Genomic DNA, 25938 nt, shown 5'->3' on the forward strand with positions numbered 1-25938 from the left:
AAATAAATTTTTTTCTATGAAAGTTTGGTTTGCAAATTTCGTTTTGGTTTTTTTATGCTACACAAACCTTTTTGCCCAAATTACTCAAGTCCAGTTTAAACATGTTGAAATACACATAGATTCTGTAAAAATAACTCCTCCGGTACTCTATGGATGGGCTATTGCTGACATTCAAAGTATGAATTCAGATTTTTTGATTTATTTGTGTCTGAAATTAGACAGTGCGTATGAGATTTTCAGCGGAACTTCTGTTACCATCGACAGCGTAGATGAATGTACGTGGCGTCTTACAAATATCAATCAACCAGGTGATTATAAGATAAAATTTTGGTTTCATGGTAAACCCCCTTTAGATCCACAAGGGTTTGGAGGCGTGTATTTTATCAATCCTTATGTGTTTAATCTTGGCGTATCTCTGAATTTGCCTGTGCACAGTTTTGGACGCGCATGGTTTCCAACCACAGATGAGTTTACCGATAAAGCCACTTACAGTTTTTACATACGCACTGATACTTCTCTCATGGCTATTTGCAATGGCACGTTACAATCGGTAACCCCCGTGCCAGGTACTCCTCATCAAATTTGGCATTGGAAACTACGCGATTCTATTCCTGCTTATCTTGTTTCCTTTGCAATTGGTCCATATAAAAAATATACTGATCAATATATAAGCATAACCAACGACACGATTCCTATTGAGATCTACGTACCACAAAACTTGCTTTCTAAAGTGGCAGGAACCTTTGCCCATCTCCACCAAGGTCTAAGTCTTTTTGAAGAAAAATTCGGACCCTATCGATGGGAGAGAATAGGTTACGTCGGTGTCCCATTTAATGCAGGCGCCATGGAACATGCTACCAGCATAGCCATACCTAATTTGATCATTACTGGAAATACTTCCTATGAAACACTTATCATACATGAATTATCCCATCATTGGTTTGGAAATCTTGTTACGTGCAAAACTCCTCAAGAAATGTGGCTTAATGAAGGATGGGCACGATATAGCGAATATATTTTCTTAGAAAACATCTACAATTTGCAACAAGCGAGACAGTGGTATATGGAAGAACTTGCTAGCACACTCAAAGAAGCCCACTTAGAAGATGGGGGATTTTATCCTGTTGGGAACATTCCCCTCAACATTACTTATGGCTCAACTACATACGATAAGGGTGCTTTAGTTTTGCATACACTTCGGAACTACTTAGGCGATAGTCTTTTTTTCGAAAGTGTCCGCCAATATACCCAACAATTCTCCTTTGCCAATGCTGGTAATGAAGATTTTAAACAAGTTCTTGAAAATGTTTCTCAGATGAACTTAAACGACTTCTTTGATGGCTGGGTTTACACAAAAGGTTTTCCTCATTTTGACGCACATTTACTTAGCTCATTTCCGGCCGGTAATGGATACGTAGCAAATGTTCGATTAAAACAAAAACTTTACGGTGCCGATCATTATTGGAAAGGAAACAAAATTGAACTGGTTTTTTATGATTCTACTTTTAATCATACATCAAAAATCGCCAATTTTTCAAGTATTGATACCGTTATCCAATTTAATTTACCTTTCAAACCTGCTTTTGTTTGGCTTGATCCTGAGGAAAAAACTGCTGATGCCTGTGTCGGGGAATCTTTTCAAATTAACAATCCAGGTACTTATATTCCTTACAGTGCCTACTGCAATCTCACTATTTCAAGCATTATGAGTCCTTTCTTATTACGCATAGAACATCACATAGCAGCACCGGATTCTGCCCTTTTAGCTGATACCATTTATCGTTTATCACCCAATCACTATTGGAAAGTAACAGGACTTGTCCCAAATGGTACCGTTGGAACTCTCCACTTTCAATACATTAGAAATCATTCTTTTCATGACAAGTCTTTGCTTATCACGTCTAACAGTGCTGATTCGCTTGTTCTTGTTTACAGAAGTAATATCAACGACCCATGGAAGATCATTCCCTTCGTAAAATCAGGCAACAATTCCATTGGATATCTTAAAACCTCACATATTGCTCCAGGTGAATACGCCTTTGCCATAGGGAAACCTTTCCAAAGCTACACCCAAGAAAGCACCCTTAATGCCAAATTTAAAATTTATCCCAATCCCGGAAAAAATTTCATCCTCGAATGTTACGACACTGATGTGAACATAGAAAAAATAAGCATATTCAGCGTTACAGGTCAAGAATTAGATGTGATTCACCATCCAACTTTCCCATATTATTATGCTGCACCATTTTTACCTGGGGTGTATATTATGCACTTTATAGGCAAAGATGGAAATGTAATAAGCTCCCATTTTTTTTCAATTATCAGAGATTGATTCTTGAGCCAAACGGACGAAAACCATTACCGAAAATTTCATTGGCATCAATCACCGTCATAAAGGCCCCACTGTCAATTTTGTAGATATAATCATGGAGTTCTGCAACTTCTTGCCTGTTAAGTACAACATAAATCATTGTTCTGTCTTCGTTGGTATATAAACCTTTGGCAGGAATAATGGTTCCACCTCTTTTCAGGTCAAAAAGAATTTTTTGTCTAACTTCTTCTGGCTTATTGGTAATAATGATACACGTTTTATCATGGTTCACTCCTTGAATGACCGTGTCGATGACACGTCCCGTAATGAAAATAACAATCCAGCTATAGAGAGGTATCTTCCAGTCATCAAAAGCGATAAGTGTCATCATTACAATACTTGCATCGACATATATGAGAGATTGTCCCACGGGTATTCCAGTAAATTTGTTGATGATCATAGCCACTATGTCGCTCCCACCTGAAGAAGCACGAGATCGAAACACAACACCCAAACCAAAACCCAAAAGAACCCCACCAAAAATTGACGAAAGTAAAGGATCATTTTCAACCAACGAATTGTAGCCCCATGTAAATTCAAGTAAGCTAACCCATGCTGAAAGAAGCGTAAAACCAAGAATCGTCTTAAAACCAAATTGCGGCCCTAAAAGATATATACCAAGCAAAGTTAAAGGTATATCTATTGAAATACCTGTAATCCCTATAGGAAAAGAAAACAAATGATGTAAAATGATTGCTATTCCATATACTCCTCCTGGAGCAAGTTTGTACGGAGAAATAAAAAAAACGAAACCTATTGCCATGACAAACGTGCCAATTAGAATGTAAACGTACGACCGAATTTCATCCCATGTGAAGAACTTGCTGAGTTTTTTCATACTTTTTTTGCAAAAATATCGAAAACATATCCCTAAAAATGATAGCTTTGCGAAAAAATGAAAAAATTTCAATGGTTTTTTCAGCTTTTCATAATAATTCTCTCTGGGCAAACCCTTCAGGATAAACTTTCAAGGCTACCAGGGGTTCAAATTGAAAGCAAAAAAGAACATTCAGATTTTAAAGAGGTATGGGTTACTTTCTTTAAAATGCCTATTGATCACAACGATAGTACCAAAGGTTTTTTTAAACAACGAGTTTTTATTTTCCATCGTGATTTTACTAAGCCAGTAGTTTGCGTAACCGAGGGTTATACGGCTAGTTATGCACTCTCTCCCTTTTATAGCGAAGAACTTTCAACTCTTTTGGATGCGAATCTCATCATCATTGAACATCGATTTTTCGGTAAAAGCATCCCTGATGGAACAATTTCATGGCAATATTTGACCGTACGGCAAGCAGCATGCGACCACCATGACATTATACAAAAATTGAAAAAAATTTACCCCGGTAAATGGGTAACAACTGGTGCTAGTAAAGGAGGGAGTACAGCTGTTTATCATCGTTGTTTTTATCCAAACGATGTGGATGTAACTGTTGCCTATGTTGCCCCTTTTACTACCAATCGCGAAGATCCACGTGTTATCCCATTTCTTAAGCAAGTAGGAGCTGATAGTATTCGCGCCAAAGTGCTACGATTTCAGCAAGCAGTTTTAAAGAAACGTGAGGAAATCAAAAAATACATGGAGGTTGATGCGAAGAAATATCCACTTCTAGTTTCACCCGATAGTACTTTGGACTACCTCGTACTTGAGTATGCTTTTTCTTTCTGGCAATATTGTCATGATCCTAGTAGAATCCCTAATGAAAATGCTCCTGCTAAAACTCTATGGAAACACCTTACATCCATTATTCCTCTTTCTAGCTACTCCACCATTGACGAAGGTGGTACTAACACTTTTTACGTTCAAGCTTATTATGAGGTAGGTTATTATGGTTATGATACTGTCGGCCTTGGCAAATACCTTTCTATTCAATCTCCATATATAAGTAACATTATTTTGTGTCCCAAAGAAAAATTATTACCGTATGATTCTTCTGCTTTACATTACGTACGTCAATGTATAAAAACAACTTTAGAAAAAGTCATTTTTATTTATGGTGCCAACGATCCTTGGACAGCTTGCGCTGCAGAAATAGGAGACAATAAAAAAGTGTTGAAAATTATAGAACCCAATGCTTGCCACAACATCAACATTGCAGGACTAAACGAAAACAATAAAACACTCGTATTAAGTACACTGAAATCTTGGCTTGCCGCAAAATGAGTTTTTTCTAATTTGAATTAAACTACACTGTTCTAAAATTCTATTCCTCAAGGAATTTATGTTTGTTTATTTTTTTAGATAAAAGCTCAGGGAAAGTGTTATAAAAATTTTATGCAAATTTGTAAAAATAATCACATGAGTGCATTTCATGCATATGACATTCGTGGTATATGGCAAGAAGATTTTAATGAAGATGACGTCTATAAAATAGGTTTTTATTTGGTACAGATTTTCAACGTAAAAAAAGTTTTAATAGGAAGAGACGTTCGGACAAGCTCGCCTATCATACATGAGCGATTGACAGAAGGATTAATAGATGGTGGTGCCCATGTTTATGATGCTGGACTTACTACTACACCGATGATCTATTGGGGTACTGCTACGTATGACTTTGACCTTTCTGTGATGATTACAGCCAGTCATAATCCAGCTCAATACAATGGGTTGAAGGTTTCTGGTCCAAAAGCAACCCCTATTGGATATGAGAATGGCCTAAAGTTGGTCGAACAAGCTATGCAAACTCCACCTCGCCCTACCGTTCCAAAAGGAAAAGTTAGCTCTTTTAATTATAAAGGTGAATACATCAATTTTTTAAAAAAATATGTTAAATTTTTAGAAGTTCCATTGGTTATTGACTGTAGCAACGGAATGGCATCTATTTTAGTCAAAGATATTTTTGGAAACAAGCCTACATATTTATTTGACGAACTTGATGGTACATTTCCAAACCATGAACCCAATCCACTTGTCCCATCCAATATCGTAGCCTTGAGAGAAAAAGTTAAAGAGGTTGGTGCAGCTTTTGGGATGATATTTGATGGTGATGCTGATAGAGTTATGTTCGTTGACGAAATGGGCAATTTCATACCTCCAGATCTTCTTATAGCTTTGCTTGGACATTACTTTTTGGAAGAAAGGGGAGAAAAAGGCAAGGTGGTAGTAGATATTCGCACGTCTAAAGCTGTAGGTGAATACCTTAAGCCTATGGGTGGCGAAGTTGTAATTTGGCGAGTTGGCAGAGCTTATGCAGCAACTAAACTCAAAGAAATCAACGGTGTTTATGGAGGAGAGCTTGCAGGCCATTACTATTTCCGCGACTTTTTTTACAGCGATTCGGGTATGCTATCAGCCATTCTCATGAGTAATCTTTTTCAAAAATTCATTCAGCAAGGAAAAAAGGTCTCAGACATCATTCAATCAATCAAAAAATACGAGAATTCTGGAGAGATTAATTATAAAATTGACCAAAAAAAGGCACCTATTGATGCTGTGGTCCAACATTTTATACATGAGAAGAAACCCGATGTTATTCTCGATTTTGACGGGTATCGACTTGAATATCCAGATTGGTGGTTCAACATTCGTCCGTCCAATACAGAACCTTACCTTCGCTTACTATTAGAAGCTACTTCTAAGGAACTGCTACAAGAAAAACTTTCCATCATAGATAGCATCATAAAAAAATTCATATGAAAAAAGGTTTATGGATATTTATTTTCTTTTCACTTTTTTTATGTTGGCAATGCAAAAAAAATGATGATGAGCCACCACCTCCCCAAATAGACCTAAACGAAGGTCAAAACAATTGGACAAAACAAATCGTTGCTCAACGCCCAACAGGCGATATCCCTTCAGACCCTTATGGTTCTTTTTGTCCGGTTGAAGTTATCCCTTTGTTTTTTTCAGGTGACACAATTACCTTTTTTGTTAATTTTTACAAAACAATTCCTTACTTATCTGTTTTTATCTCATATCAAAATGCACAAAGTTTTTTTCACAAAATTACTTTTGATGGCAATATACTCTCTTGCGACCAAAGTGATATATTTTCTTTTTCCCTCAGAAAATGGAACAATACAACTTACATTGGAAAAGCTCTCCATTATGGAACTTCCTGGAATTGGCAGCCTGCTACATTTAATGCTACACAAATCGTAGCTCTGACAAAGGATACTTTATTTTTACTCGACAACAATTCACTGAAAATTTCTTACAATGGCGGTCAACAATGGTCTATTATCTCATCAAATTTTTACCATAAAATTTACAAGTTTGGAAAAGAAATTTGGCTCACCAAAGATTCAAATGTCTACGTTCTAACCAATCCATACACAACTCCACAGTGGATATCAAAACTTCCACACTTGATTACATCTTTGTACAAGCACGATACACTCCTTTTGGCAGGCACAGAAAAAGGAAAAATATACGTAAGCACCAATGGTGGAACCACATGGGAAAAAAAATTCGACGGCACATCCCAATATGGGCAAAATCAAAAAATGCGCATCGAGCAATTCATCATGCTAGATGGGTGGAACGGATTTGCTCTATTGGTCCCAGATGGTTCTCTATATTACTCTTCGAATTACCCTTCAGTTTTAAGTCTCATTCTGAGAACCACCGATGGAGGAACAAACTGGCAAGTTAATTACGTCACTCAACTGATTAAACTCAAATATTTTACTCGCATTGGTCAGAAGATCATAGCATGCGGTTACCAGCCCGCTCATCCTACCATCTCTGGAATTTATTTTATCGCTACCACCACGATGGGAAACTAAAAAGCTATGATACGAACTTTTAGCGTATTAAATTTAGTTTTGATATTAGCTTTGTTATCATGCACCAAACGAAATGAAAAAGCACTACACTACAAGAAAGAAGCATATGTTCTTCTTTACGAAAGTCGCTTTTCTGAAGCAGAATCGGCAATTAAAAAGTCACTTGATCTAAATCCATCTGACCCAGAATCATGGTATATTTTGGGAAATATATACATGAACACAAAAAAAATCGATGCAGCTATCGAAGCTTATACGAAGGCTATTGAAACAGATTCAACTTTTGGACCTGCCTATGTCAATCGCGGAAAAATTCTGAAAGAGAAAAAACTTTTTGATGCAGCATGTCAGGATTTTCTGAAAGCAGAAAAATATGGAATGCGTTCCATTTACGAAGATGCAAAATTCTGCAAATGAACTACTTCATCCGCAGGAGAATTTCAAGAATGGTGATGGCTGCTTCGCTAACTACCGTTCCAGGGCCAAAAATGGCCACCACACCTGCATTAAAAAGAAATTCATAGTCCTGAGGTGGTATAACACCACCAGCAGTTACAAGAATATCTTCTCTTCCAAGTTTTTTGAGTTCGTCGATAAGTTGAGGGATTAATGTTTTGTGACCGCCGGCAAGACTTGAGACACCGATAACGTGGACGTCGTTTTCCACAGCCATTTTGGCTGTTTCGGCTGGAGTTTGAAAAAGAGGACCCATATCGACATCAAAACCAATATCTGCATAGCCAGTTGCGACTACCTTGGCTCCACGATCGTGACCATCCTGGCCCATCTTAGCAATAAGGATACGAGGACGTCGACCTTCTATGCGAGTGAACTCTTCAGCTAACTCACGAGCTTTTCGAAAAGACGGATCCTCCTGACTCTCAGAAGAGTAAATCCCTGATATGCTTCGGATGGTAGCCGAATATCTCCCAAATACTTTTTCCATGGCATAACTTATTTCGCCAAGTGTTGCACGACGACGTGCAGCTTCAATGGCCAGCTCAAGTAAGTTCCCTTCGCCTGTCTCACATGCTCGAGTAATGGCATCCAACGACTCTTGGACAGCTTGCTGATCTCTTTTGCTTTTCACTTCTTGAATTCGCCTTATTTGAGCTTCACGTACGGCTGTGTTATCTACTTCCAAAATAGGTATTGGATCTTCTTTATCAAGACGATATTTATTCAGCCCAACAATGATATCTTTACCTGTATCAATTCTCGCTTGTTTTCTTGCAGAAGCCTCTTCAATTCTTCTTTGAGGGACACCTGCTTCAATAGCTTTAGTCATACCTCCTAATTCTTCTACTTCCTGAATAAGTTCCCAAGCTTTTCTAGCAAGCTTATCGGTAAGGTATTCCACATAATACGAACCACCCCAGGGATCAATGGCACGACAAATGTCAGTTTCTTCCTGAAGCAAAATCTGTGTATTTCGAGCTATTCGTGCAGAAAAATCTGTCGGTAAAGCTAATGCTTCATCCAATGCATTGGTATGCAAGCTCTGAGTATGCCCAAAAGCAGCTGCCATAGCTTCAATACAAGTTCGTATCACGTTATTAAAAGGATCTTGAGCTGTTAGACTCCACCCAGAAGTCTGAGAATGAGTTCTTAAAGCCATGGATTTTGGGTTTTGTGGATTAAAAGACTTAACAATCTTAGCCCAAAGTAAACGAGCAGCTCGCATCTTAGCAATTTCCATAAAATGATTCATTCCTATAGCCCAAAAGAAAGACAATCTCGGAGCAAAAGCATCCACAGGTATGCCTGCCTGAATACCTCTACGAAGGTATTCTAGACCATCAGCTAGTGTATAAGCTAGCTCCAAATCTGCAGTAGCACCCGCTTCCTGCATATGATAACCACTTATGGATATGCTGTTAAATTTAGGCATGTGCTGTGCAGTATACTTGAAAATATCAGTAATGATCCGCATAGAAGGTTCTGGAGGATAAATATAGGTGTTTCTCACCATGAATTCTTTCAAAATGTCGTTTTGTATCGTCCCACTCAGGTCGCTTTGCTTTACTCCCTGCTCTTCAGCTGTTACAATGTAGAATGCCATAATGGGAATAACAGCACCATTCATCGTCATAGAAACAGACATCTCCCCTAATGGAATCTGATCAAAAAGAATCTTCATGTCTTCAACCGTATCAATAGCAACCCCAGCTTTCCCAACATCTCCAATAACTCGTTCGTTATCGCTATCATAACCACGATGGGTTGGTAGATCAAACGCTACACTTAATCCTTTCTGTCCTGCGGCAATATTGCGGCGATAAAAAGCATTACTTTCCTCGGCAGTACTAAAACCCGCGTATTGTCTAATGGTCCAAGGTCTGATCACATACATGCTAGCATAAGGTCCTCTTAAAAAAGGAGGAATTCCGGCTCCAAAATGCAAATGCTCCAACCCTTCTATGTCTTGCTTGGTAAAAAAGGGCTTGATGGGTATTTGTTCAGCTGTTTGAAATGTTTCTTTAGTGATTATAGCAAAATTATCTTTCTCTTTTTGAAGATTTCGAATAACCTCTCTCAATGTTATGTTTTTAAATGATGCTCTCATACTTAAAAATTTTTAAAGACCAAACAACATGTTTTGATATTCTGTCAATGCCTGAAGAGCATTGGTACGAATATGAATAAAACTTTGAATTCCAGCTTGCCTAAGCAAAGCCTCATTTTCACCTGGATTTCCAGCAAGGACAATATGTAGATGAGACAACGAAGATAACAATTGTGCTAATTTTACTCCCGTTGTTAAGTATTCTTCGTCGCTGCTACATAATACCACAAGATCAGGAGATTTAGCTTGAATTTGTTCAACTAATGTATGATCTTCATTCTCAACAATCAATTCATCAACAGTAAATCCTGCAATCCCAAAAAAATTGGTCGAGAAAACAGCACGAGCATTACGCATAGTAAGATTACCAAATTGAAGAAGTAAAACCAACGGACGTTTTTTACCTTGGGTTACGTACCAATCTGTTTTCATTCTAAGCTTTTCATATGGTTCAGCTCCTCTTCTTAATTCTAATGCTGGTGAAGAAACCGCATTTTTGGAAGAGATTTTTTCATAATGAAGTTTTACATTTTCTAGGTTTTCTTTGAGGTTGGGATAATTGTTGATTCCCACGTAAGAAAACTTCCTACTTATAATGTCTTTACTACGAGCCTGATGAATCTTGTCGATTTCATTCCGTAAGAATCCACTTTCCATGGCTTTAATAAAGCCTCCCAAGTCCTCGATCTGATTAAAAAGTTTCCAAGCTTCTTCAACTATTACATCGGTCATGGTTTCGATGTAATATGAACCTGCTGCTGGATCTATAATTTGATCAAGTCTAGCTTCCTCACGAAGAATAAGCTGAGTATTTCGAGCAATGCGGTGACCAAACTCAGTCTCCTGCCCTAACAGAAAATCATGTGGCAAAATGGTAAGTTCGTCAATACCTCCAATCACAGCAGCCATAGCTTCCACTGTATTACGAAGCATATTGTTATAGAGATCATAATAGGTCTTATTGTATAGTGATGAGACTGCATGCCATGAGATTTTTTGCAATTCCTTTTTTTCAGAATATGCAGACACGATAACGGTCCATAACCTACGGGCTGCTCTGAATTTAGCAATTTCTTGAAAATAGGAAGATCCCACCGACATTGTTATTCGCATCTTTGGAATAATATCGGAAATATCCAAACCAAGGTCTTGCAAAATGACAAGATATTCATGAGCAAGAGAAAGAGTAAATGCCAATTCTTGAATCGCAGAAGCACCAGCATTAGCAAAATACTGCCCATTAACTTGAACAATTTTTAAATAAGGAAAATTTTTCTTACTCTCTTGCATCAAAAACTTCAGTTCATTTTTATTATCATCTAAACTGTTGTAGTATTGCCCATGAAGTAAAAAGTACGATAAAGGATCAAAATTAAAACCACCTTTCACTTCTGTGGAGTCTATTTTTCTTAAATCACAAACCCTTTTTAATAAGTCAATCAATAAAGAATAACTATAAAACGAATGTACATACAATAGATTATCAGTAAAATCAATGTCTTTCAATAACAAAGCCAACCACTCTACTTCGTTGATGTAATCAATCCTGAAACTTATACCATCAGCTCCCCTTTGCAAAGCATGTAAAGCAAAAGCATTGGCCTGTTGAATATCTAAAGTTTCGATTTGTTGAATAATTTTCCAACTATTTTCTTTTTCCTTATAACCCCTCTGAAAAGTCTGTACACCTGGGATATCGTCCAACAAATATTTTTCTACATCTTCACTCATGTAAAAAGGTTCGAGGATCACTCCGTCGTATAACTGCCAACGCATTTTCTTATCGTAATCAGACCCTTTTAGTTCAGCTGTTATGGCCTCTTTCCATTGTTCTTTGCTAACAGGAGTAAATTCGAAAAACATTTTTTTCATCTTTAAAAGATTTAAGCAAAAGTAATAATTTCTATCAATGATGATCTCTGAGAGATGATAAACATAATAAATTTACTGATGCTCTTCTTTTTGAGATTTATGACTAAAATTTAAGTTGTTGAACCACACCCCTTGATAGAACCCCCCTTGATATTCACAATCCTGAATTATATTATCTATCCGATAGTTTGACAAAGCCTATGAAAACAGTAAAAATATACCACAGAGGCATGCAACTCTGAATTGAAGTGGATGAACTTGTTACTGAGCTAACCGGCATTAGATTCTCTAAAATCAAACTACTACCCAGGTAATCTATATCATCTAATCATATAGCTTGAATTAATGATTTTTTCGGTTTTTTATAAGCAAATGATAAAAGCATACCCTTTGCAAGTTTGCATTAAATCATATTCATAGCGTTCATAATATTGATGCTGAGAAGCCTATCATGTGAAATGAAATGTAATGTTAATAAAAAAATTTAACTATACTTGATGTAATTTTACCAAAAAATAGCACTGCCTACTAATGACAATAAAGAGAATTGACCTCATTTGTAAGAAAATAATAGACACAGGCGAACAGAAATACTATGTAATGGAAGATATTGTAAGCAAAAAAAATTACTTACTACCATTTGAATATTATCACAAGTATCATTTTCAAGCCGGACAGAAGATATCAGCCACGATTGATAAAATTAATTGTAGTGGTGAAATTTTCATCGAACCCGATCACCCATACTACGAAACGGGAAAATGCTATTGGTTTAATCTTATCAGCATGAAAAAAAACGAAAAGTCCATCGAACTTATAGTTAAGGATATATTGGAAAACCAACTCTCATTATGCTTCACAGAAATACCTACAATTCATAACAATCAGGTTTTTCTGTGTGTTAAAGGTATACGTAAAGGTTTACCCATATTGTGTCTTAAGCCTGAAGACACTTTGATTTATCAAAAAGGACAATGGTATTACTTGCAAATAGAAAACATTGAAAAAAATAATCCTGATTCATATCTTATTCTTAGAGATGAAGAAGGTAGACATTTCCGGCTCCCTCTGCAAAATTACCACCATTATCCATTTAAAGTAAATGATACCATACGATGCTTTGTGAGCGATATAACTCCTGACGGAAAAATTCATTGGGAACCCGAACATCCATCGTATCCTCTTAATACAACTCTTCAATTGAAATTGCATTCTAAAGAAATAAAATACCTTTCGGAACAACAAAAAAAACATCCTTCATACGTGCTCGTCAATGAAAGAAATGATAAGTTTTACTTACCTATAGCTTTGATCGATCAGTCGACTAATTTGAATTCTTGGGAATGGTATCGAGTTTATCGTTATAGAAAGGGGAAGATCATCGTCAGACCTATTCAAAAGGACGAATAAATTCTAATGGCTTTGCAGCTTTTATACCTAAAAACTTTCCATTTTCGTAAACAAGTTTCCCATTCAGAATTGTTGCAATTACTTTTCCGTGTAATTCTACTCCCACCCAGGGTGACCATCCACATCGATATAAAATCTCATCCGGCCAAACCTTCCACCTGCTATCCATGTCGACAAGTATTAAATCTGCATAATAACCCTCACGAATGAAACCTCTCTCGGCTATGCGAAAAATTTCACTAGGCTGATGCGACATCCATTTTACTACGTCAATAAGATGAAAATTTCCCTCATGTACCAAAGTCAACATAACAGGAAGACCATATTGTATGGAAGGAATACCTGATGGAGATCTTAAATAAGAAGTCATCTTTTCATCACATGTATGGGGTGCATGATCTGTTGAAAGAGTATTTATGACACCATCTTTTAGCGCATCACGTAAGGCATCTCGGTCATCCGTAGTTTTTATTGATGGATTACATTTGATGAAATTCCCTAACTTTTGATAATCTTTATCCGAAAACCACAAATAATGAATACAAGTTTCAGCTGTTATATGAGGAGATTTACTTAATCTAAGAAAATTTACTTCATCAGCTGTGGAAATATGAAGCAAATGGAGACGTGTTTTAAATTGACTAGCAAGATAGACAAGATGAGAAGTTGCTGCCAAACAAGATTCTCGACTACGAATCAATGAATGATGATATGCTTGCAAGTGGTCATCGCCTATTTGTTTCCTAAACAATTCAGTATTTTGCCTTATAATTCTCTCATCCTCAGCATGAGCTACGATCAAGGGTAAATGTAAGGAAAAAAGTTTTTCAAGACCGTCAGGATCATTAAAAAGAATATTCCCAGTAGTCGAACCATAAAAAAGCTTAACACCAGCCACGTAGGGTAACATCAAGGCATGCAGTTCTTGAAGGTTTTCTAACGTGGCAGCTACATAAAAACCAAAATTTACCAGCATCTGAGATCTTGCAAGTTCATATTTATTTTCAAGCGTCTTGTAATCCACGGTTGGTGGTACAGTATTAGGCATTTCTATTACACTTGTTACACCTCCCGCTAAAGCAGCTTTAGATTCAGTCGTCATGCTGCCTTTCCACGTCAAACCAGGTTCACGAAAATGCACATGTGTATCGATGACGCCTGGTAACAGATATTTTTGATTTGCTTCAATTCTTTTATAATTAGATGGGGTTTTTAAACTTACCTTTTCTATTTTTTTAATTTTTTCCCCTTCGATAAGAACATCGGCTTCTATAATTTTTCCCTCATTAACCAACTGTGCACCAGCAATATGAAGTCCTTCATACATGAGACTGGTAACGTTTTTTTACATTGGTAAAACGAAGCTTAAGAACTCCCCAAAAAGCTTCTCGAATGATTTTCTTTGACATTTTAGATTGACCATATCTTCGATCAGTAAAAATAATGGGTATCTCCTTGATTTTAAAACCCAACTTATGAGCAACATATTTCATTTCTATCTGAAAAGCATAACCTACGAAAGATATCTTTTCAAGCAAGATTGACTCCAATACCCTGCGAGAATAACCAACAAATCCGGCCGTTGCATCATGAACAGGTAAACCTAAAATAAATCTCACATATTTAGAAGCAAAATAACTTAACAAAACTCTTCCTATAGGCCAGTTTACCACATTGACACCCTGAACATAGCGAGACCCCACAACAACATCATACCCATCATTTGAAAGAACTTCATACAATCGTACAAGATCGTCTGGATTGTGACTAAAATCAGCATCCATCTCAAAGAAATACTGATATCCATTTTCCAATCCCCAACGAAAACCTGTTATATATGCCGTGCCTAAACCTAATTTTCCATTTCTTTTTAAAAGATACAACCTTTCTTTGTATGTTTCTTGTAAGCTTTCCACAATATTTGATGTTCCATCAGGACTATTGTCATCGACGACGAGAATGTGAAAATCTACAGGAAGTGAAAAAACTTTTTTAATAATGTTAGATATATTATCTTTTTCATTGTAAGTAGGAATAATGACCAATAGCTGTTTTTTCACAAAATTTTTTACAAAAATAGAGTTTTTTTTTAGGAAAAAATTGATTTTCACGAAAAAACTGTATTTTTACTTCATGTATAAGTTATTGTTTTTTCCTTTTCAATGGTTATTCATTTTATGTTCCACCTTTCGAAAGTGTTTATATAAACTTCACATTCTAAAAAGACATACTTACAACATACCCATCATTTGTTTTGGAAATTTGAGTTCAGGAGGTACCGGTAAAACTCCCCATGTTAAACATTTTGCATATCTTCTAAATAGTGAAGGATTCCATGTTGCTATACTTCTGAGGGGTTATCGAAGAAAAACTAAAGGAATCATCCTCTGCACAGCCAATCACACTTTTCGAGAAATAGGTGATGAAGCTGTGGAATACGTTCGCTCTCTGCCACCTGATATACCGGTTGTTGTAGCTAGAAACAGACATCGAGGAATCCAATTTATTCTCAACAATTATCCAGAAACAGATGTAATCTTAATGGATGATGGCTATCAACATCTTCGAGTAAAAGCAGATCTTTACATTTTGCTCACAGATTTTCATCAACCATATTTCAATGATCACGTTCTTCCTGTCGGATCACTAAGAGAAACAAAAGCTGCTCGAAAGCGAGCTAACTACATAGTCGTTACCAAATCTCTCAAAATTTTATCACCTATCATTAAAGATGAATTTTTGAAAAAACTTAAGCCCTATCCTGGCCAACACGTAATATTCTCAACTTTTGGAAATTATGAACTATTACCAGTTTTCCCTAAGAATAACTCAAGACCTTTGACTACTAATCCTTATGCCATTTTTCTTATTACAGGAATAAAAAATCCATCACCCATCGAAGAAGAACTTAGATTACGATGCATGGATCTAAGATCTTATCTCTATCCCGATCATCACCCTTTTAGTGACAGCCAAATTCATAATTTCTTATTTGATTTTGATCGATATATGGTACCAAATAAGATCATTGTAACTACGGAAAAAGACTTACCAAGGTTGTTATACAAAGCTTCTGAAAAATTAAAAAAATACCCTATTTTTGTGATAAAAACCAACATTTTATTTCATCACATTAATGGAGAAAATTTTGAACAAAAAATAGTAAGCTATGTTAAAGAAAATAGAAAAAACAAAAAAATTCATCAAAAAGAAAATCAGCAAGCAATACGAAATTGCCATTGTTCTTGGAACTGGTTTGGGTGGATTGGTTGAAAAAATCAAAATTGATCTTGTCATTCCTTATCATAAAATACCTCATTTCCCTATTTCAACTGTAAAAGGTCATGCAGGTCAACTCATCTTTGGTGAACTTGCAGGGAAAAACGTCATTGCAATGCAAGGTCGTTTTCACTACTACGAAGGATATACAATGAAAGAAATCACTTTTCCGATTCGGGTGATGAAAGCTCTTGGTGTAGAATTATTGATTATTTCTAATGCTGCTGGGGGAATGAACCCTACCTTTAAAGTAGGCGATATTATGGTCATTAAAGATCATATCAATCTCATGCCATCCAATCCTTTGATTGGTAAAAACTATGAAGAACTAGGTCCTCGTTTTCCCGATATGAGCGAGCCATACGACAAAGCTTTGAGACAAATAGCTTTTGAAGCAGGAAAAGAGTTAGAAATAGACCTTCATGAAGGAGTGTATGTAGCGGTCTCTGGTCCCACCTTTGAGACACCTGCAGAATACAAATACATGCGAACCATTGGTGGAGATGCCGTGGGTATGTCGACTGTTCCTGAAGTAATTGTCGCTCGTCATGCCAACATGAGAGTTTTTGCCTTATCTGTAATAACTGACCTTGGCGGCATGGACCATGTAGTTCCTGTCAGCCACGAAGAGGTACTTGAAGCTGCAAAAAACGCCGAACCCAAGATGAGTAATTTGATCATCAAAATGCTTTCAAAAATTTAACTATGGATCGGAGGCAATTTCTTCGAAGCATTGCAAGCTTTGCCTCCCTTATGGTTCTCAAAAAAATACCTCTTCATGGATTGGATAGAGTTGAAAATAGTTCTCAAATGATCCCCTTTCACCGAGCAAAATTTTATGAAAAAATAGCAGACGGAATCATCCAATGCCTCTTATGCCCTCATCATTGCAAACTCCAAAAAGATCAAATAGGAATTTGTCGTACACGGATTAGTGATGGCAACGATCTATACACTCTTGCTTACAACAACCCCATTGCATTGCATCTAGATCCCATTGAAAAAAAACCACTTTATCATTTTTTTCCTACGAGTAAAATTCTATCTCTTGGTACAGCTGGTTGCAACTTTAGGTGTCTGAATTGTCAAAATTATTCAATTTCACAGGTATCTCCCCGCGATGTTTCATCTTTAAATTATACACCTGAGCAAATTGTTAATACAGCCATTGAACTCAACGTAAAATTCATCGCTTATACATATACAGAACCTACAGTTTTTTACGAATACATGTACGATATTGCCAAACTTGCTCACGCTCATGGTATCAAAAACGTCATGATTACCAACGGTTACATCGAAGAAGAACCTCTGAATCAACTACTTGAAAATATGGATGCTTTTAACATCGATTTGAAATCATTTAACAAACAAACTTACCGAAAATTATGTGGTGGAGATTTGGATGCAGTACTTCGTACCATCAAAAAAGTTCATCAAAGCAAAAGATGGCTTGAAATTACCAATCTCATGGTTACTGACTATACCGATAATTTAGATGAATTTAGTCAAATGATAGATTGGCTCTTAGAAAATGGTTTTGCTGAGGTGCCTTTACATATTTCTCGTTTCTTCCCTGCGTATAAATTATCACACTCTCGTCCGACTGATATTTCCATTATTAAAAAGGCACGACAAATCGCCATCGAAAAAAAGATCTCTTATGTCTACACTGGAAACATTCCAGGAGATGAAGGACAAAACACCTATTGTCCCTCATGTAAATCACTCTTAATTGAAAGAAATTACTATAACGTTCGATTAGTTAATATAAGCAATGGGGCCTGCCTTACTTGTGGGCAGAAAATTCCCGGTGTTTGGAAATGACAGTATTTCACAATATTGATCTTGTCGTTTTTGATTGGGGCAATACGCTAATGATTGATTTTCCCGATGAAGTAGGGCCTATGTATACATGGAAAAAAATTGCACTTATAGAAGGTGTCGATGAAATTTTACCATACCTTAGAAAAAAAAATTACACCCTTGCCGTAGCCACAAACGCAGGATTATCCCATGGTAGTGATGTTCAAAAAGCTCTAAAACGTGTTCACATAGCACAATTTTTTAGTTATATTTTCACTTCCCGAGATCTGGGTTACAAAAAACCTGATCCACTTTTCTTTGAAATTATTCTTAAGATGGTTTGCATCACCCCTAATCATGCCGTCATGATAGGAGACAATTACGAAAAAGATATAGTTGGTGCCGCTCATGTTGGTATGCATACCGTTCTTTTTTTCCCCAATTATCATGAAAGCATTTCTTTCCCAAAAGCTGATTTTGTTATTCGCAACATGAAAGAGATTGCATTAATTTTATAACTTCAATTTAGAAAAATCCATTATTTTTAAGCAAATTTTACGTATGAAGTGTTGGCTGTACTCCATGTTTTTGTTTATTATTCTATTGAGCAAAGCACAGATCACGTCTACTCAAGCTTTTTTACAAGGACAGGGAGGTGCAGGAGTAGCAGATGGAACTCATCCTTTTATTGATGCTAATCCTTCTGTTTCTGCATGGTCAGAAAACCCCACCATCATTGTTGGCTATTTCGCCCGTTTTTTTATGCACGAGCTCTCGGATAGAACTCTGACTTTCATATATCCTTTACCGGAAAGCCTTGGAACAACCTCAATCCAAATCTTTCAATCAGGTTTTCCCGCTTTGCACATGACAGGTTCGAAATTAAACTTCGCTAAAAATTTTGGAGAAAAATTTTCATTTGGCTTAAATTTCGATTATTATCAATTAGGCACTAATGTGGAATATTACGGGAAAAAACATCTTTTCATTTTGGAAGCTGGTTCGCAATTTAAAGTTAACAACAAACTTTCTTTAGGAACTTATGTCTTTAATCCTATTCAGCCCAGTATTTCACAGGTTACCCATGAAAGATTACCCGGAAAAATCATATGTGGGACAACATATTATTTTTCGGACAAAATGCTCCTGTCGATTGATATCAGTAAGATGATCAATCAGCAACTTTCTGGTCATGTTGGTTTACGTTTCACATTAAATTCGCGTGTGCGACTCACAACAGGTACCAGTTTTAACCCTTTTCAGTGGCATATGGGAACCATTTTTATTTTCAAAAAATTTCAAGCTATTTGGGCTATTAGTTATCACAATATTTTATCGTTTTCATCAGGCATTAATTTGATATATACTTTTGACAGAAAGGGAAAAAAAACTCAAAACGGTGAAGAATGAAAAAACTATTCCTTCTCAATATCTTTGTCTGTATTTATCTTCACTCTCAGGTGATTCCTGATACCACACCACGTTTTCCTTCCGATACACTTATCATTGAAGAAAAAATTCAAGATAAAATTGAACAATTTACAGAAAATACCGAACAAGAACAAGATTTTACTGAAATTTCTGAAAATCTCCAATATTTTGCACGTCATCCCATTAATTTAAATAACACCAACTATGAAGAATTGTCCAGATTAGGTTTGCTTTCCGATCTTCAAATAGGCAATTTACTTTTGCACATACAAAAAAATGGAAAACTTCTGTCCATTTACGAACTCCAATCCATCGAAGGATTTGATCTCCCAACCATTTACAGAATCCTGCCTTATATAAAAATTGCTAGCGAAGAAAGTAAGACAAGTTGGAGTTTTAGAAATGTAAGTAAGTTTTCAAAATCAGTTCTTATCTCACGGTATTCCCTCACACTACCTCTGGCTGTAGGATACTCAAGAGAAGATTCGTCTGGTTACTTAGGCTCACCCTACAAGCTCTTCATAAGGTACCATTTTTCCTATTTCAATCTTCTTAGTGCTGGTTTTACTGCCGAAAAAGATCAAGGTGAAGAGCTTTTCAGGGGTTCTCAAAAAAACGGGTTTGATTTTTATAGTGCTCATGTTTTCCTTCGCAAAATAGGTCCTTTTATGGCGCTTGCTCTTGGCGACTATACGTTAGAATTCGGGCAAGGCCTAGCAATGTGGACAGGACTTAGTTTTGGAAAAACATCCGATGCTACCTATATAAAAAAGGCCGGTAGGGGTATTCTGCCTTTTAGATCAGTTAACGAATTTAATTTCTTACGTGGTTTTGCAATGCAAATGAAACTTTTTCGTTCAGTATATCTCTACGGATTTGGAAGTATCCGTATGAAAGATGGTTCCATTTTACAACAAGATAGTCTTTCTCAAGAAGAATTTACAATTACTTCCCTCAATGAATCAGGACTTCACAATACGTATTCATCAATGAATCGAAAAAATAACGTTCAAGAAAAACTTTTAGGAGGCAGAATGGAAGTTAATTTATCCCGATTTAAACTAGGATACACTTCATATTTCCTTCACTTCAACAAGAATTTTGCCACACCTTCTGATTTGTACCAAATGTACGACTTCACCGGTAATACTCAATTAATGAACAGCTTTGATTACAGCATTCTACTAAGAAATTTTAACATTTTCGGTGAAGTTGCTCATGATGGTTCCGGGCAACCTGCTCATTTACACGGTCTTATGATGGCAGCTAATTATCACTATTCTGTGTCGGTTCTTTATCGCAATTTTCCTCGCGACTTTCACTCATTTTTTGGCACACCCCTATCCGAAAGCTCAAAACCAAACAACGAACGCGCCTGGTATATTGGCCAAGAAATAAAATTTTCAAGGCAATGGATTCTCAATGCCTACATGGATATGTTTCAGTTTCCATGGCTGAGATATTTAGTAGATGCACCCTCAGAAGGAACCGAAATTCTTGCCCAACTTAATTACCTGCCCAACAAGAAAACACAGTTAAGTTTGAGATATAAATACGAAGAAAAAAACAAAAACGTAAGCCAACAATACGTTAAAAAACCTGAATCTGATCAAAGACAGTGGTTTCGCTTCCACGCTACCTATCCCATTTCTAATGCTTTTATTTTCAAAACCAGAGTGGAATTATTATTACATAAATTTGCAACTCAACCTCTTAGAACAGGTTTTCTCGGTTACCAAGATGTTTTGCTTCGGAAAAAAAACAGCCCTCTTAGCCTCACTCTTCGCATTGCTTTTTTTGATACTTATTCATACGATGAAAGAATTTACGCCTACGAAAACGATGTTCTTTATTCATATACCATTCCTGCTTATTACTACAAAGGTTCACGGACGTATTTTATCATAAAATATACTTTTAAAAAACATCTCGACATTTGGTTACGCATTGCCCATACTTTATTTTTGGACAGAACAACTATAGGTTCAGGTCTTGATTTAATTAATCAGCCTTCTAAAACAGAATTAAAAGTACAAATCCGTTATACTTTTTAATAATTAGAATTTTTCAGAAATTTGCAAAAATATTCCATGTGTAAGTTATTAATCAACAAAACAGCCATCATTACAGGTGCTGCCAGAGGCATAGGCAGGTGCATTGCTCAAGTCTTTGCAGAACATGGTGCCAACGTTATAATAACCGACATCCAGTTCTCTGATGAATCTTTAAAAAGTATTGAAGAACTTAATCAGTTAGGAATAAAAGCTAGAGCCATTCAGAGCAATGCTGCTGATTTTAACGACTGTGAAAAACTAATAAATGAGGTTAGCAAAGAATTTCCCACTATCGATATTCTAGTAAATAATGCTGGCATCACACGAGATAATATCATGCTTCGAATGACTGAAGAAGATTGGGACAAAGTGATAACCGTCAACCTTAAAAGCGTTTTTAACATGACCAAAGCTGTTCAGCGTATTATGCTGAAGCAACGCTCAGGTTCTATTATCAATATGAGTTCCATTGTTGGCCTCGGTGGCAATGCAGGCCAAGCAAATTATGCTGCCTCGAAAGCTGGCATTATTGGTTTTACCAAAAGTATAGCTAAAGAGTTAGGAAGTAGAAACATTCGTTGTAATGCCATAGCTCCAGGATTTATTGAAACTGAAATGACAGCTAAGCTCCCACCGGAAGTTCGTGAAAACTGGATTAAAGACATTCCCCTTGGTCGTCCAGGATCGGTATATGATGTAGCGAACCTGGCTCTTTTCTTAGCTAGTGACCTTTCTAGCTATATCACTGGTCAAACTATTACCGTTTGCGGAGGCTTGCATATTTAACACCATGTCTTTCGATTTACCTTTTCCAATCCTTTGGATTATTGGTTTTCTTATAATTGCCACGACTTTAGCTTTATGGCTTTATCTTTTTAACCAATCTTTTCGTATTCCTCAAAACAGAAAAATTTTCCTAGCAGTTCTACGCTTTTTTCTTCTATTTACCCTACTTTTTCTATTGCTTAGTCCTCTCTTTAAATTTACTAGAAAAGAAACCATCAAACCTATTTTTGCTATTCTAGTTGATGCTTCACAGTCTATGATCAAAAACCGGGATTCTTCTTTGATTAAGAAAGAAATACCTGAATTTATCCAGGATCTTCAATCTAGTCTTACTGATTACGACGTTAGAATTTATTCTTTCAGCGATAGCCTCAGAAACAACTTTAAGGATTTTTCAGGTAAAATCACCAACATTTCGGATGCCTTATTGCAGTTAAGACAACGCCTTCAGGATAACTGGTTGTCAGAAGTTCTCCTCATATCTGATGGAATATACAATATGGGGGCTAATCCAATACTCATGGCTAGTCAACTTCCATTTCCAGTCCATTGCATGGCCGTAGGAGATACAACTCCTTCAATAGACCTATCCGTTTCTTTCGTCCAGATCAACAAAGAAGTTGGTTTTAACGCATATTTTCCAATAGAAATCTCGGTCAATGCCCATGGTGCCTCAGGAAAATCCTCTGTGATCAAAGTTTTTTTAAATGATAAAAAGATTTCGGAACAAAATTTATTTATAGCTTCCCCTGCTTATTCAAAATTTATTTCACTTCAAGAGTTAGCTACGCAAAAAGGTCTCAATAAAATTACAGTTATTTTCGATCCCTTACCTGAAGAAAAAAACAAGAATAATAACGTAGTAACAGTATACTTTAATGTAATCGAAAAAACAAAAAACATTCTCATTTTTGCTGAAACCATCCACCCCGACATCCGTAGCATTAAAGAAGCTCTAGAACATTATGCTCAATTTTCTGTTGATGTTTTTCGAAAAGAAGAAGTCCCTACCATCAACCTAGATAAATATAATCTAGTCATATATTACCAGTCTCCTCAAAGTCCTACCTCCCCTCCGCTCTTCCAGGAAATTACCCAACGACAAATTCCTGTTTGGTTTATTGGAGGAATGAAATTTAACTATCATTTTCTAATGTCACAAAAAACAGGGATTAACATTAAAATCCGATCAAATAATTCGAACGAAGTTTTTCCAGCATTTAATTCAAATTTTAGTCTTTTCACCATGCCCGAAAACGAAAAATCTTTTTTCGATAATCTTCCCCCTCTAGAGTTGCCTTTTGGTGAATATTCAGCAGGAACAACTTCACAGATTATGCTTTTTCAGAAGCATGGCAAAGTTGTAACACAACAACCTTTGCTACTATTCAATAAATGGCAAAACGTCTACTTTGCATATCTTTTAGGTGAAGGCATATGGCAGTGGAGAATTAAGGCTTTTGTTGACTATCAAAGTCATGATATTTTTGATCAGTTCATCGCTCGTATTGTTCAGTTTTTAACTGAACACACAGAAAAATCACGGTTTCTTGTGAAATACAAAACAAATTACAGTTCGTTTGAATTGGTGCAGATGACTGCCGAACTCTATAATACCCAATATGAACTTATTAATGATATCCCTATTGTTATAAACATTAAGGATAGCAACAACCGAATTATGACCTATCAATTTGAACCTGAAGGAAACGCCTATTCTTTGAGTCTTCAGGGGCTACCTTCAGGCATTTATCAATTTACTGCTTCCGTTCAGGACAACCGCTACCCTTTCAAGCAAAGCGGACAATTTAGTATTAATGCATTTAACCCTGAATTGCTTTCTTTGAAAGCTAATTACAACTTGCTCAAACAAATCGCAGAACTTACTGGAGGAGACTACTTTCAGATCTCTAGCAAAAAAGAGTGGTTAGCAAAAATCCAACAAAAAACTCCTTCAACACGCGAGAAAAAAATCACTCGATACGCCAGTCTCATTGAATGGCCCTACATCTTTTTCTTGCTTTTACTTTTAGCCACCATAGAATGGGGCTGGCGAAAATGGGAAGGATATTATTAATTCACCTGAGGTTTAAAATACCTGCTCCCTAGGTATAAGAAACTTTCATTTTGAGGTTGCATAGCATATCCTGAAAGTAAGTAATTGTAAGCTGTTGAAGTATTTCCTTCTAATAAATAGAGGGCTGCACCTAAGAGATAGATTTTATCACTGGTTAGTGCATCTTCTTGCTTCAAAAGGTTGTCAAGAATCGCAAACGATTCTTGAGTTCTCTTTTTGAAATACAAAGCCACAGCTTTTAATAGCAAAGCATCAGTCTTTGATAAAGGTAACTGTAAATAATTTTCAATGTTTGCAAGAGCTTTATCGTATTGTTTTAATGCTATATATAACTTAGCCAATAAAAGCAAATTATCTGGATAAAATCCTATCTTCTCCTTTTTGGATTTAATGTCTTCTAATATAGCTACGGCTTTTGCCGTATCTTTTTTGGCTCTAAGATAAATATATGTTTGCAACATCTTGACATTAAACATTTTACCATGAAAATAAACTACAAAAGGTTCGAGATTTTTCTCCGTTTTTGAAAGCCAAAATAAAGATGAATCTGGCATGTTTAGCAATAAATACAACCAACTCAGAGATTCTTGGATTACGAAAGGAAAAATTGACTCAGATATTGATTTTTCAGCTTTTAATAGCTTAGATTTTAACAACTGCAAAGAATCCTTGTCGCATGAAGACATTTTAACTTTTATTTCCTTACTTGAAAGATCGGGAAGATACCTCATCACGTAGAACAATAACTTCCCTAATGAGCCTAAAAGCTGATATCTTATGTCGTTAGATTTTTCTAATTTGGTCAGCATTTCAATTTGTATGATTTGACTGAGGCAAAGTTTTCTATCCTGATCCAATGTAGTTGTTAATGAATTCACAGTGTTATAGAGGGATATGATAAGTCCTGGAATATATTTGAATAAATCGATTTTTTTAAAACGTTTTATGCCAAGAAAAAACATTGAATCAACTTTTTCGTACATCGACATTCTGCTGTAAAGCAAATAAAGACCCAAGAAAGCAAGAGAGTCTAGAGAATCCTTAGCCAAAGCTTGATTATAAAAGTAATAAGCAGAGGATATATCGTTATTACAAACCTCACTCCACTGAGCAGCCATTGCAAGTACATGAGGATCTGACGAAAGACCCTGATTATATGATGTTAATTCTTTGTTTAGTCTAAACGATAACACCACAGAAATTGAATCTGCTTTGGCATAATTTCCAAGAACTTTATGCAAGGTAAACAATTTCAAATACGTATTTATACTATCTTCAAGATTCTTATAAAACTTTAATGAGTCGTTGAAGGATTCAATGTGCTTGCTTATACTAGAAAAAGAATTTTTGATGTCTCCCATCTTAAGGAAGTCGTAAGATGATATTGTGTAATTGACTGTTCCGAAAGAAAACTGATCAAAAATAAAAGCAGTTAGAAATGCTTTTTCGTGCTTGTCAACAGTTTTAATGGGTGTTTCTTGAAAGGGAAATTTCTGAGCACCAACAAAAGAAAAACCAAACAAAACACATATGATGAAACTATGTCTAAGCTTCATAT

20 protein-coding genes are annotated in these 25938 nt (G+C 36.2%); 14 read left to right on the forward strand and 6 right to left on the reverse strand.

Features of this window, described 5'->3' with window-relative positions:
* Positions 1–16: 16 nt before the first annotated feature.
* Positions 17–2332, forward strand: a complete 2316-nt coding sequence (locus tag N2Z72_08675) for a M1 family aminopeptidase (GenBank protein MCX7697746.1) — start codon at positions 17–19, stop codon at positions 2330–2332.
* On the opposite strand, the gene N2Z72_08680 is transcribed toward N2Z72_08675, so the two are convergent.
* The gene (locus tag N2Z72_08680; protein MCX7697747.1) at positions 2322–3209 is read right to left on the reverse strand and encodes a YitT family protein; all 888 of its coding nucleotides are present in this window, start codon (positions 3207–3209) and stop codon (positions 2322–2324) included. The two genes, N2Z72_08675 and N2Z72_08680, sit on opposite strands and share 11 nt — an antisense overlap.
* A 57-nt stretch (positions 3210–3266) precedes the next feature.
* Between N2Z72_08680 and N2Z72_08685 the strand changes: the two genes are divergently transcribed.
* The 4 genes from N2Z72_08685 to N2Z72_08700 all read left to right on the forward strand — a co-directional run bounded on the left by N2Z72_08685 (position 3267) and on the right by N2Z72_08700 (position 7516).
* Positions 3267–4535, forward strand: coding sequence for an aminopeptidase (locus tag N2Z72_08685; protein ID MCX7697748.1), 1269 nt, complete (start codon positions 3267–3269; stop codon positions 4533–4535).
* A 135-nt stretch (positions 4536–4670) separates the two neighbouring features.
* Positions 4671–6008, forward strand: a complete 1338-nt coding sequence (locus N2Z72_08690; GenBank protein ID MCX7697749.1) for a phosphomannomutase/phosphoglucomutase — start codon at positions 4671–4673, stop codon at positions 6006–6008.
* Positions 6005–7099 carry a hypothetical protein gene (locus N2Z72_08695; GenBank protein MCX7697750.1) on the forward strand — a complete coding sequence of 365 codons (1095 nt, stop codon included), beginning with the start codon at positions 6005–6007 and terminating at the stop codon, positions 7097–7099. The genes N2Z72_08690 and N2Z72_08695 overlap by 4 nt, the downstream gene beginning before the upstream one ends.
* A gap of 6 nt (positions 7100–7105) precedes the next feature.
* On the forward strand, positions 7106–7516 hold the full coding sequence (locus N2Z72_08700) for a tetratricopeptide repeat protein (protein ID MCX7697751.1): 411 nt from the start codon (positions 7106–7108) through the stop codon (positions 7514–7516).
* A gap of 1 nt (position 7517) precedes the next feature.
* Here N2Z72_08700 and scpA read toward each other — a convergent pair whose 3' ends face one another.
* Together scpA and N2Z72_08710 are read right to left on the reverse strand one after the other, a co-directional pair.
* Positions 7518–9665 carry a methylmalonyl-CoA mutase gene (scpA, locus tag N2Z72_08705; GenBank protein MCX7697752.1) on the reverse strand — a complete coding sequence of 716 codons (2148 nt, stop codon included), beginning with the start codon at positions 9663–9665 and terminating at the stop codon, positions 7518–7520.
* A 12-nt stretch (positions 9666–9677) separates the two neighbouring features.
* A complete protein-coding gene (locus tag N2Z72_08710) occupies positions 9678–11528 on the reverse strand; it encodes a methylmalonyl-CoA mutase subunit beta (protein ID MCX7697753.1) in 1851 nt (616 codons plus the stop codon).
* A 540-nt stretch (positions 11529–12068) separates the two neighbouring features.
* Here N2Z72_08710 and N2Z72_08715 point away from each other — a divergent pair.
* Entirely contained in the window at positions 12069–12947 is an 879-nt protein-coding gene (locus N2Z72_08715; protein ID MCX7697754.1) for a hypothetical protein, read from the forward strand.
* Here N2Z72_08715 and N2Z72_08720 read toward each other — a convergent pair.
* Positions 12928–14274 (reverse strand): dihydroorotase, encoded by a 1347-nt coding sequence (locus tag N2Z72_08720; GenBank protein MCX7697755.1) that lies wholly within the window; start codon positions 14272–14274, stop codon positions 12928–12930. The genes N2Z72_08715 and N2Z72_08720 overlap by 20 nt on opposite strands.
* Complete coding sequence (locus N2Z72_08725) at positions 14267–15007, reverse strand: polyprenol monophosphomannose synthase (protein ID MCX7697756.1); 741 nt, start codon at positions 15005–15007, stop codon at positions 14267–14269. Before N2Z72_08725 ends, N2Z72_08720 begins: the two co-directional genes overlap by 8 nt.
* A 73-nt stretch (positions 15008–15080) precedes the next feature.
* Here N2Z72_08725 and lpxK point away from each other — a divergent pair, with 73 nt between their 5' ends.
* The 8 genes from lpxK to N2Z72_08765 are packed head-to-tail and all read left to right on the forward strand — an operon-like array spanning position 15081 to position 24380.
* Positions 15081–16220: a tetraacyldisaccharide 4'-kinase gene (gene lpxK / locus N2Z72_08730; protein MCX7697757.1), complete on the forward strand. Its 1140-nt coding sequence runs from the start codon at positions 15081–15083 to the stop codon at positions 16218–16220.
* Complete coding sequence (locus N2Z72_08735; GenBank protein ID MCX7697758.1) at positions 16117–16929, forward strand: purine-nucleoside phosphorylase; 813 nt, start codon at positions 16117–16119, stop codon at positions 16927–16929. Before lpxK ends, N2Z72_08735 begins: the two co-directional genes overlap by 104 nt.
* A 2-nt stretch (positions 16930–16931) precedes the next feature.
* Positions 16932–18053: an AmmeMemoRadiSam system radical SAM enzyme gene (amrS, locus tag N2Z72_08740; protein ID MCX7697759.1), complete on the forward strand. Its 1122-nt coding sequence runs from the start codon at positions 16932–16934 to the stop codon at positions 18051–18053.
* Entirely contained in the window at positions 18050–18550 is a 501-nt protein-coding gene (locus N2Z72_08745) for an HAD-IIIA family hydrolase (GenBank protein MCX7697760.1), read from the forward strand. Before amrS ends, N2Z72_08745 begins: the two co-directional genes overlap by 4 nt.
* A gap of 43 nt (positions 18551–18593) precedes the next feature.
* The gene (locus N2Z72_08750) at positions 18594–19442 is read left to right on the forward strand and encodes a hypothetical protein (protein ID MCX7697761.1); all 849 of its coding nucleotides are present in this window, start codon (positions 18594–18596) and stop codon (positions 19440–19442) included.
* Entirely contained in the window at positions 19439–21517 is a 2079-nt protein-coding gene (locus N2Z72_08755) for a helix-hairpin-helix domain-containing protein (protein ID MCX7697762.1), read from the forward strand. Before N2Z72_08750 ends, N2Z72_08755 begins: the two co-directional genes overlap by 4 nt.
* A 36-nt stretch (positions 21518–21553) precedes the next feature.
* On the forward strand, positions 21554–22303 hold the full coding sequence (gene fabG / locus N2Z72_08760; protein ID MCX7697763.1) for a 3-oxoacyl-[acyl-carrier-protein] reductase: 750 nt from the start codon (positions 21554–21556) through the stop codon (positions 22301–22303).
* A gap of 4 nt (positions 22304–22307) precedes the next feature.
* Positions 22308–24380 (forward strand): VWA domain-containing protein, encoded by a 2073-nt coding sequence (locus N2Z72_08765; protein ID MCX7697764.1) that lies wholly within the window; start codon positions 22308–22310, stop codon positions 24378–24380.
* On the opposite strand, the gene N2Z72_08770 is transcribed toward N2Z72_08765, so the two are convergent.
* Positions 24377–25936: a tetratricopeptide repeat protein gene (locus tag N2Z72_08770; protein ID MCX7697765.1), complete on the reverse strand. Its 1560-nt coding sequence runs from the start codon at positions 25934–25936 to the stop codon at positions 24377–24379. The genes N2Z72_08765 and N2Z72_08770 overlap by 4 nt on opposite strands.
* Positions 25937–25938: the final 2 nt, after the last annotated feature.

The sequence above is a fragment of the Bacteroidales bacterium genome (assembly GCA_026418905.1).
Taxonomy (GTDB): Bacteria; Bacteroidota; Bacteroidia; order Bacteroidales; family DTU049; genus JAOAAK01.

Coding starts and splice junctions, on each gene's coding strand:
- N2Z72_08720 (MCX7697755.1), bottom strand. CDS start 14,274: ATGTATGAAGGACTTCATATTGCTGGTGCACAGTTGGTTAATGAGGGA.
- N2Z72_08680 (MCX7697747.1), bottom strand. CDS start 3,209: ATGAAAAAACTCAGCAAGTTCTTCACATGGGATGAAATTCGGTCGTAC.
- N2Z72_08695 (MCX7697750.1), top strand. CDS start 6,005: ATGAAAAAAGGTTTATGGATATTTATTTTCTTTTCACTTTTTTTATGT.
- fabG (MCX7697763.1), top strand. CDS start 21,554: ATGTGTAAGTTATTAATCAACAAAACAGCCATCATTACAGGTGCTGCC.
- amrS (MCX7697759.1), top strand. CDS start 16,932: ATGGATCGGAGGCAATTTCTTCGAAGCATTGCAAGCTTTGCCTCCCTT.
- N2Z72_08735 (MCX7697758.1), top strand. CDS start 16,117: ATGTTAAAGAAAATAGAAAAAACAAAAAAATTCATCAAAAAGAAAATC.
- N2Z72_08700 (MCX7697751.1), top strand. CDS start 7,106: ATGATACGAACTTTTAGCGTATTAAATTTAGTTTTGATATTAGCTTTG.
- N2Z72_08710 (MCX7697753.1), bottom strand. CDS start 11,528: ATGTTTTTCGAATTTACTCCTGTTAGCAAAGAACAATGGAAAGAGGCC.
- N2Z72_08745 (MCX7697760.1), top strand. CDS start 18,050: ATGACAGTATTTCACAATATTGATCTTGTCGTTTTTGATTGGGGCAAT.
- N2Z72_08685 (MCX7697748.1), top strand. CDS start 3,267: ATGAAAAAATTTCAATGGTTTTTTCAGCTTTTCATAATAATTCTCTCT.
- N2Z72_08675 (MCX7697746.1), top strand. CDS start 17: ATGAAAGTTTGGTTTGCAAATTTCGTTTTGGTTTTTTTATGCTACACA.
- N2Z72_08750 (MCX7697761.1), top strand. CDS start 18,594: ATGAAGTGTTGGCTGTACTCCATGTTTTTGTTTATTATTCTATTGAGC.
- N2Z72_08755 (MCX7697762.1), top strand. CDS start 19,439: ATGAAAAAACTATTCCTTCTCAATATCTTTGTCTGTATTTATCTTCAC.
- lpxK (MCX7697757.1), top strand. CDS start 15,081: ATGTATAAGTTATTGTTTTTTCCTTTTCAATGGTTATTCATTTTATGT.
- N2Z72_08690 (MCX7697749.1), top strand. CDS start 4,671: ATGAGTGCATTTCATGCATATGACATTCGTGGTATATGGCAAGAAGAT.
- N2Z72_08715 (MCX7697754.1), top strand. CDS start 12,069: ATGACAATAAAGAGAATTGACCTCATTTGTAAGAAAATAATAGACACA.
- scpA (MCX7697752.1), bottom strand. CDS start 9,665: ATGAGAGCATCATTTAAAAACATAACATTGAGAGAGGTTATTCGAAAT.
- N2Z72_08770 (MCX7697765.1), bottom strand. CDS start 25,936: ATGAAGCTTAGACATAGTTTCATCATATGTGTTTTGTTTGGTTTTTCT.
- N2Z72_08765 (MCX7697764.1), top strand. CDS start 22,308: ATGTCTTTCGATTTACCTTTTCCAATCCTTTGGATTATTGGTTTTCTT.